The organism is Halobacterium sp. CBA1126 (assembly GCF_009741975.1).
Lineage (GTDB): Archaea > Halobacteriota > Halobacteria > Halobacteriales > Halobacteriaceae > Halobacterium.
Map to the genome: position 1 here is coordinate 1 of NZ_WPCF01000110.1, position 7803 is coordinate 7803.

Annotated in this window: 6 protein-coding genes and 3 pseudogenes; 2 read left to right on the forward strand and 7 right to left on the reverse strand. The window is 72.0% G+C overall.

Annotated features, from left to right (window positions below; translation table 11 throughout):
* From GJ634_RS12770 to GJ634_RS12800, 7 genes and pseudogenes are all read right to left on the reverse strand, one after another.
* Positions 1-367 (reverse strand): annotated as a pseudogene (locus tag GJ634_RS12770) (methyl-accepting chemotaxis protein); the annotation flags it as partial.
* Between the two features lie 123 nt (positions 368-490).
* Entirely contained in the window at positions 491-1249 is a 759-nt protein-coding gene (locus GJ634_RS12775; RefSeq protein WP_157503213.1) for a Nif3-like dinuclear metal center hexameric protein, read from the reverse strand.
* A 27-nt stretch (positions 1250-1276) separates the two neighbouring features.
* The gene (speB, locus tag GJ634_RS12780; RefSeq protein ID WP_157503215.1) at positions 1277-2095 is read right to left on the reverse strand and encodes an agmatinase; all 819 of its coding nucleotides are present in this window, start codon (positions 2093-2095) and stop codon (positions 1277-1279) included.
* Between the two features lie 3 nt (positions 2096-2098).
* Entirely contained in the window at positions 2099-2479 is a 381-nt protein-coding gene (locus tag GJ634_RS12785; protein ID WP_157503217.1) for a translation initiation factor IF-5A, read from the reverse strand.
* Positions 2480-2589: 110 nt separating this feature from the next.
* Positions 2590-3663, reverse strand: a complete 1074-nt coding sequence (locus GJ634_RS12790) for an aminotransferase class I/II-fold pyridoxal phosphate-dependent enzyme (protein WP_157503219.1) — start codon at positions 3661-3663, stop codon at positions 2590-2592.
* Positions 3664-3712: 49 nt separating this feature from the next.
* A complete protein-coding gene (locus GJ634_RS12795) occupies positions 3713-5374 on the reverse strand; it encodes an AarF/ABC1/UbiB kinase family protein (protein ID WP_331714171.1) in 1662 nt (553 codons plus the stop codon).
* A 4-nt stretch (positions 5375-5378) separates the two neighbouring features.
* Complete coding sequence (locus GJ634_RS12800; RefSeq protein WP_157503221.1) at positions 5379-5729, reverse strand: Hsp20/alpha crystallin family protein; 351 nt, start codon at positions 5727-5729, stop codon at positions 5379-5381.
* A 655-nt stretch (positions 5730-6384) separates the two neighbouring features.
* On the opposite strand from GJ634_RS12800, the pseudogene glp reads away from it, so the two are divergent.
* Together glp and GJ634_RS12810 are read left to right on the forward strand one after the other, a co-directional pair.
* A pseudogene (gene glp, locus GJ634_RS12805) lies at positions 6385-7584 on the forward strand (gephyrin-like molybdotransferase Glp).
* Positions 7581-7803 (forward strand): annotated as a pseudogene (locus GJ634_RS12810) (molybdopterin biosynthesis protein); the annotation flags it as partial. The pseudogenes glp and GJ634_RS12810, both read left to right, overlap by 4 nt.

Consider the following 7803-nt stretch of genomic DNA (forward strand, 5'->3'; position numbering starts at 1 on the left):
CGACGACGCGCTGCTCGGCGGCGTCGTAGTAGTGGACCGCGGTGACGCCGTCCGGGAGCGAGTCGCCGGCCGCGAGCTCGTCGAGCAGCGCGGCGATTTCGGTCCGGTCGCCGGACGCGAGCGCCGGCCGCGTGGACGCCAGCTGCGTCTGGCCGCGCACGTTGTCGAGGTACGCGTCCAGTTGCGCGGCGCGGGCGTCCGCGGTCGCGGACAGCTCCGTCCGGACGTCGTCCCGGAGCTGGTCGTTGGTCTGCTGGTACACCATCGCGCCGACGCCGACCGCGACGGCGACGACGACGAGCAGGGCCACGGCGAGTTTCGCCCCGTAGCTCCCCCGTACCCGTTCGAACTGACCGGTGATCCCCATCTTCCTCCGTGGTGTCTTGGGGATACGACAAAAGGGTTCGGCCCCGATTTTCGCTCGTGATACTGTCTCGCAGCGAATCTCGCCGGCTCCCGGGGAGTGATGTCACCTCGACTTGCCGTGCGCTCAGAGCCCGGTGGGGTGGTCGACGAACGTCGTCTCGACGTCCCAGTCGTCGGCGAGCGACTGGAGCGCGCGCACGCCCAGCGTCTCCGTCGCGTAGTGGCCCGCGAGGAACACCGAGACGCCGGCCTCTCGGGCCTCGTGGTAGAGCTTCTGCTTGCCCTCGCCGGTGACGAACGCGTCCACGCCGTCGGCCTCGGCCTCCCGAATCCAGTCCGCGCCGCTGCCCGTGAGCACGGCGACGTCGTCGATCTCCTCGGGGCCGAAGTCCAGCACTCGCACGCCGTTCTCGGGGTCGAGTTCGTCCTCCAGCGTCGACGCGAGTTCGTCCGCCGTGTACGTCGACTGCGCGGTGCCGCGGGAGCCGAGGTGTTCGCCGGCGTGCGCGCCGAACGGCGCGCGGTTCTCCAGCCCGAGGCGGTCTGCGAGCTGCGCGGCGTTCCCGAGTTCCGGGTGGCCGTCCAGGGGGAGGTGGGCGGCGTACAGCGCGCAGTCGCCGTCCAGCAGCGCCCGCACGCGGTCGTACTCGCGGCCGGTCACCGCGTCGACGCCGCCCCAGACGATACCGTGGTGGACGACGAGCAGGTCCGCGCCCCACTCGACGGCTTCCTCGATGGTCGCGGTCGCGGCGTCCACCGCGAACGCCACGCGCTCGACGTCGGCGTCCCCCGGGCCGACCTGGAGGCCGTTCGTGGCGGCGTCCTCGTAGTCGTCGACGCGGAGCCGCTGGTCGTACTTCGCGGCGATGTCGGAGAGGTCCATGTACGGGGACGCGAGCGCCGGGAACTTCTAATCGTCGGCGTGCGCGTGGACGAACTCGCGGACGAGTTTCGCGGCGAGCGTGGCGGCCTGCCCGTCGTCGCGGTCGTTGACCTCCACGACGTCGAAGCCCGCGGCCCGCGGCGCGAGGTCGCGGACGACGTCCCGCATCGCCGCGGAGTCGAGGCCGAACGGCTCCGGCGTCCCCGTGCCGGGCGCGTACGCGGGGTCCGCGGCGTCGACGTCCACCGAGAGGTAGACCGACCCGTCGACGTCCGGCGTCCAGTCCGCGGCCTCGTCGGGCGAGACGACGGTCACGTCGTCCTCCGCGGCCCGCTCCCACTCGGCCTCGTTGCCGGAGCGCGCGCCCACGACGACCGCCTCGTCGGCGACGTCGAGGGCGTGCCGGGTGACCGTCGAGTGGCTCAGCGGGTCGCCGTCGAGGGCAGCGCGGAGGTCGAGGTGGGCGTCCAGCGCGACGAAGACGTCCGGGTCGAGCGCGCGCACGGCCGCCACCGAGACGGTGTGCTCGCCGCCCAACAGGAGGGGGACGGCGTCCGCCCAGTGGACGTCAGTGAGCACGCCCTCGAGGTAGTCGAGGTACTCGGCGGCGTCGTGCCACGCGTGGACGTCGCCGTAGTCGGCGACGTTCAGCTCGGAGAAGTGTGTGCCCGTCGAGGCGTGGTAGTCCTCGAACGTGCGAGCGAACTTCCTGATTCGGTCCGGGCCGAAGCGCGCGCCCGGACGGAACGAGGTGGAGACGTCCAGCGGCGCGCCCACGGCGACGTAGTCCGCGTCGGCGAACGGCGCGTCCGCGGACTCGTCGACGGGGCTGGCGCCGGGGAACATCCGTTACTGGAGGATCTTGCGCTTGTCCTCGAACTCGAGGAACTCGATGTTGTCGTCAGCGTCGAGGTCGAGGTCGGCGGGAATCTGCATCGTCACGGTCTCGTAGGTGTCGAGGTCCATGACCTGCGCGACCGTCTCGGACTCGATGGAGACGACCTGGCCCTGCTTGCGCTCGATGATGGGGACCCAGACCTTCGCGTCGACGGGCTGGCTAAAGCTGCGCTTCTTCCCGTCGAAGACGCCCTCGGCCTCGACGCGGGCCTTCGCGCTCCCGTGCTTGCCGGGCTTGGCGGTGCTGTAGGCGTTGATCTGGCACGGCGTGTCCTCGATCATGACGTAGTTGCCTTCCTGAAGGTCACGGACTTCCGTCTGCTCTTTCGCCATACGCCGGGATTCACGCCTGCCGTGTATAAACGGTTTGGAACGCGTTCCGGCCGGGAGAGGCCCCCACACTCGCGGAGACGGGCACGTGAGCGTGGGCGAATCCGCTCGGTTCAGAGCACGCCGTCGACGCGCGCCAGCCCCTCGCGGAGCTCGTCGGTCGGCAGCCCGAAGCCGAGCCGGAAGTAGCCGTCGTAGGACTCGCCCCCGGTGGAGAAGCAGTCGCCGGGCGCGAGCACGACGCCGGCGTCCTCGACGACCGTCCGGCAGAACGCCCGCGCGTCGTCGAAGCCGTCGGGCACGCGCAGGAAGACGTTGCAGCCGACGGGGTCGGGCCAGTCGAGGCCGTGGCCGCGAGCCCACTCTGCGGTGATCTCGTGGTTCTCGCGGACGTGCTCGAGGGCCTCCGCGCGGAGGTCGGCCGCCTCGCCCTCGAACACCTGCCGGGCGACGTGGTGGCCGAACTTCGACGGCGAGATGGTCGTGTAGTCCTTCCAGCGCTCGGCGGACGCGACGACGTCCTCGGGGCCGGCGAGCCAGCCGAACCGGAGGCCGGCGAGCCCGTACGCCTTCGAGAGGCTCGCGGTGCTGACGCCGTGTTCGCCCATGCTCGCGACCGGCGGCGCGGGGTCCTCGGCGAGCAGCCGGTACACCTCGTCGCCGAGCAGGTAGGCGTCGTTGTCCGCCGCGACGTCGTACAGCGCCCGCATCGCGTCCTCGGGGTGGTTCCGGCCCGTTGGGTTGTTCGGGTTGTTCACGACGACGAGCTCGGTCTCGGGGCGCACGGCGTCCGCGACCGCGTCCACGTCCAGCGTCCACGACGGCTCGTTCAGGGGGACGCGGGTCACGTCGCAGATGGTGTCCGGGACGGCGTGGAGGCTCTCGTAGGTCGGCGTGACGACGACCGCGTGGTCGCCCGGGGAGAGCATCGACTGGAACGCGAGGAAGTTCGCCTCCTGCGCGCCGACGGTGCAGACCACCTCCTCGGCGCCCCGGCCGTAGTCGGCCGCGATGGCTTCCCGAACGTCCGGCGCGCCGCTGGTCGGAATCACGTAGCCGAGGTCGCCGGGGTCGGTGTCGAAGCGGTCGGCGGGCAGGCTGCGCACGCCGCTCTCCGCGAGCATCACGTCGGCGTCGTGCTCGTACTCCGCGAACCACCGCTCCAGCTCGAAGGCGTCGACGTCCATACGGGGGGTTCTCGCGGCAGCGCCAAAACACGCGCGGCCCGGCGGCCGGTCAGTCCTCGCGGCGGTCCCGGAGGTTCTGGCGAGTGAACTGCGGCGCCGCGCGCATCCCGCGGCGCTTCCGGAACGACCGGTAGAGCCCGAGCCCGACCGCGCCCGTGAACGCGCCCATGACGCCGGCCGCCAGCGGGTCCGCCTCGACGTACAGCAGCGCGGTCGTCGGCACGCTCGTCGCGAACACCAGCCCGAGCACCACGCGGCGCGCCAGCCGGTCGACGACGCCGTCGCTGTCCTCGAGGTCCGCCCGCACGTGGAGGTCCTCGCGCTCCACGCGGTCGAGCGCGGACTCCAGTTTCGGCGGCACGCGGACGGCGGACTGCGCGGAGCGCTGGAACTGGTCGGCGGTCTCCTCGGCGAACTGCCGCACCGACTCCTCGCGGTAGCCCTGCTCGGTGAGGTACTCCGTCGCCACCGAGATGAAGTCGAAGTCCGGGTCGAGAGTGACGCAGACGCCCTCCACGACCGTCGCCACCCGCAGCACGAGCGCCAGGTTCGACGGCAGCCGCAGCGGGAACTCGTAGATGGTGTCCTCGACCTTCCCGACGATCTGCTGGACGCGGTACGTCTCGATGTCCTCCCCGCGGGCGTCCTGGATCGCGAGCTCCATCACGTCCGCCATCGTCGCGCGGTCGGCCTCCGGGGAGAGCGTCCCCATCTCGATGAGCGCGTCCAGAATCGCGTCGATGTCCTGGTTCGCGACCGCGACGTAGAAGTCCACGATCTTCTCCTGGACGAACGCGTCGACGCGCCCGCTCATCCCGAAGTCGTAGAACACCACCGAGCCGTCGTCCCGGACCGCCAGGTTCCCCGGGTGGGGGTCGGCGTGGAACACCCCGTCCTCGATGATCATCTGGAGGTACGCCCGCTCGACGGTCTCCGCGACCTCCGAGCGGTCGACGCCGCGGCGGTCCAGCTCCTCGACGTTCGAGATTTTCGTGCCCGGGACGTACTCCATCGTCAGCACGCGGCTGCCCGAGTGCGTGTCGTACACCGCCGGAATCACGACGTCCGGGTCGTCCGCGAAGTTCCCGCGAATCTCCGTCAGCATCTCGGCCTCCCGGCCGTAGTCCATCTCCTCGCGGATCGTCTTCGCGAACTCGTCGGCGAGGTTCCGCAGGCTGAACGCCCGCGACTCCCCGACGAACCGCGCGACGACGGGCAGCGTCCACCGAATCACGTGGAGGTCCGCCTCCACGAGCTCCTCGATGTCCGGTCTGCGCACCTTCACCGCAACCTCGTCGCCGTCCACTTTCGCGGTGTACACCTGCCCGAGGCTCGCGCCGCTGATGGCGTCCTCGTCGAAGTCGTCGAAGCGCTCCTCGACGGGCCCGAGCTCGTCCTCGAGGACGACCTTCGCGTCCTCGTAGTCGGCGGGCGGCACGCGGTCCTGCAGGTCCGCGAGCACGTCCACGTACTCCGGCGGCAGCACGTCCGGCCGCGTCGACAGCAGCTGCCCGAGCTTGATGAACGTCGGCCCGAGCGTCAGCAGCGAGTCCAGCAGCCGGCGAGCGCGCGCCACCCGCATCTCCCTCGTGACGCGGCGCTGCCCGCCGAACACCACGAACCGGCGGCGGTCCCGCAGGTACCCCCACACGAGCGGGAGGAACTGCCAGACCACGACGACGAACCGCCGGTACGCCCGGAGCAGCGCCACCCGTCTACCCCTCGACGGGCACGCTGTGGCTCTCGCCGGCGCCCTTCGGCAGCCGCACGTCGAGCACGCCGTCCTCCACGCTCGCGGACGCCCCCGACTCGGTGGCGTCCGGCGGCAGCGGCAGCTCCAGTTCGAGGAACAGCGACCGCTCCTCGCTGCGGTAGTCGAAGTCCGCGGGCACGTCTTTCTCGCGGCGCGCGTCCACCGCCAGCGTGCGCCCCTCCACGCGCACGTCGACGGTGTCCGCGGTCGCCCCGGGCACGTCGACGACGAACGCGTACGCGTCATCGCTCTCCAGGACGTCGACGAACACGGAATCGGGCAGACTCCCCAGCGCTTCGCGCAAGCGGGACATACTCCCGGGTTTGGTCGGCGCGGCGTTAAACCCGGTGGTCGTCGGCGGGAACGACCGCGAAAACGGAGCAGACCGTCCGCGGTGGACGGGCGCCCTCGCGGCGGGGGGAACGGCCGCGAGCGCGCGAAACCAGCTGTGCGTCGCACACTGGGTGGCGTCCGAACAGCCTCCACGGCGGACCGCGCCGGTGGGGGGAGTCGCGCGGTCCGCCGCGTCGCCGGCGAGGGGTGTGGGGGAAATCGGGCCGGCGACGCGTGGTGACGCTCAGTGTGCCCTGACTGGCGGCGAACGTCTGCCGCCACCCGACTCGTGGACTGCCGGGGTATTCAACGCCCCAGTCGCTCGCCCCGGATTAGCGACGGTTAAGCCGAATTAAGCGCGGTTCCCGGCAGGTAGGGGCGACGAACCTCGTTCGAGGCCGTGGCCTCTCGAAGAGCGTGGCAGTACTGTGGGCCACGCGGCTCACGGCTCTCGGTCGTCGCCGTTCGCAATTCCGTGCCCTCCCTTCGGTCGGGCACGCGGCTCGAGGGTCGTTATCGTGTAGCACATCACGCGGCTCGCGGCCCACTCCGTTCGCCGCTCGCTCGTTCCGTGGGCTCGCTTCGCTCGCCCACCGGCGCGCAGCCTTTACCCCTCCCCCAACCCAACTGGACCCATGACCGAACACGACCGGCACGACGCCGGCTTCAAGGAGCGAACGCGGGTCGCGGCCGCCCGGGAGCGGCTGCTCGACCGCGTGGCGGTCCACGACCGGACCGAGCGCGTGCCACTCGAAGACGCCGACGGGCGGGCGGTCGCGGCGGCCGTCACCGCCGAGCGGAGCGTCCCGCACTACCGGCGCGCGGCGATGGACGGGTTCGCGGTGCGCGCCGAGGACACGTTCGGCGCGAGCGACCGGTCGCCCGCGGTCCTCCGCGAGGACGAGGCCGAGCGCGTGCACACGGGGAGCGCGGTGCCCGAGTGGGCGGACGCGGTCGTGATGATAGAGCAGGCCGACACCGCCAGCGGCGACGTGGAGGTGTTCGCGGCGGTCGGCGAGGGCGAGAACGTCGCCCCGGTCGGCGAGGACGTCGAAGCGGGCGACCGGCTCTACGAGCCCGGCCACCGGCTCCGGCCGTCCGACCTCGGGCTGCTGAAGTCCGTCGGCCTGCGCGAGGTCGAGGTGTACGAGCGCCCGGACGTCGCCGTGCTGCGACCGGCGAGGAGCTCGTGCAGGGCGACCCCGACCCCGGCGAGGTCGTGGAGACGAACGGCCTCACGGTCTCGCGGCTGGCGGAGCGCTGGGGGGGCGAGCGCGCGCTACGAGGACGTCGTGACCGACGACGAGGAAGCGCTCGCGGACGCAATCGAGGCGAACGTCGACGCGGACGTCGTCGTCACGACGGGGGGCTCCTCCGTCGGCGAGCGGGACCTCCTTCCCGAGGTCGTCGACGGCCTCGGCGAGGTGTTCGTCCACGGCGTCGCGCTGCGGCCCGGCCACCCGGTCGCGCTCGGGGAGGTCGCGGGGACGCCGGTCGTGATGCTCCCCGGCTACCCCGTCGCCTGCATCGTGAACGCCGTGCAGTTCCTGCGGCCCGCGCTGAAGCGCGTCGGCGGGATGCCGGACGAGGACCCGCCGAGCGTGCGGGCGCAGCTGGACGGGAAGGTCCGCTCCGAGCCCGGGGTGCGGACGTTCGCGCGCGTCCGCCTCCGCGACGAGGACGGCGAGCGCGTCGCGGAGCCGGTGAGTTCGAGCGGGAGCGGCGTGCTCTCCAGCGTCGCGCTCGCGGACGGCTGGGTGGTCGTCCCCGAGCAGACGGAGGGCTTCGACGCCGGCGAGGAAGTGGCCGTCGAGAACTGGGAGGCGCACCGATGAGCGACCGCAAACAGTTCCGCGACCTCGCCAGCCCCGAGGCGGCCCGCGAGGTCATCGACGGCCTCGACCTCTCGCCGGGCGTCGAGCGCGTCGACCTGGACGACGCCAGCGGGCGCGTGCTCGCGGACCGCATCGACGCGCGCCTCGACGTGCCGGGGTTCGACCGCGCGAAGGTCGACGGGTACGCGGTCCGCGCCGCGGACACGTTCGGCGCGAGCG

What these genes read in the sequence shown, in the direction of transcription:
- GJ634_RS12800 (WP_157503221.1), bottom strand. Translation starts at nt 5,729, where the DNA reads ATGTCCCGCTTGCGCGAAGCGCTGGGGAGTCTGCCCGATTCCGTGTTC.
- GJ634_RS12790 (WP_157503219.1), bottom strand. Translation starts at nt 3,663, where the DNA reads ATGGACGTCGACGCCTTCGAGCTGGAGCGGTGGTTCGCGGAGTACGAG.
- GJ634_RS12775 (WP_157503213.1), bottom strand. Translation starts at nt 1,249, where the DNA reads ATGGACCTCTCCGACATCGCCGCGAAGTACGACCAGCGGCTCCGCGTC.
- GJ634_RS12785 (WP_157503217.1), bottom strand. Translation starts at nt 2,479, where the DNA reads ATGGCGAAAGAGCAGACGGAAGTCCGTGACCTTCAGGAAGGCAACTAC.
- speB (WP_157503215.1), bottom strand. Translation starts at nt 2,095, where the DNA reads ATGTTCCCCGGCGCCAGCCCCGTCGACGAGTCCGCGGACGCGCCGTTC.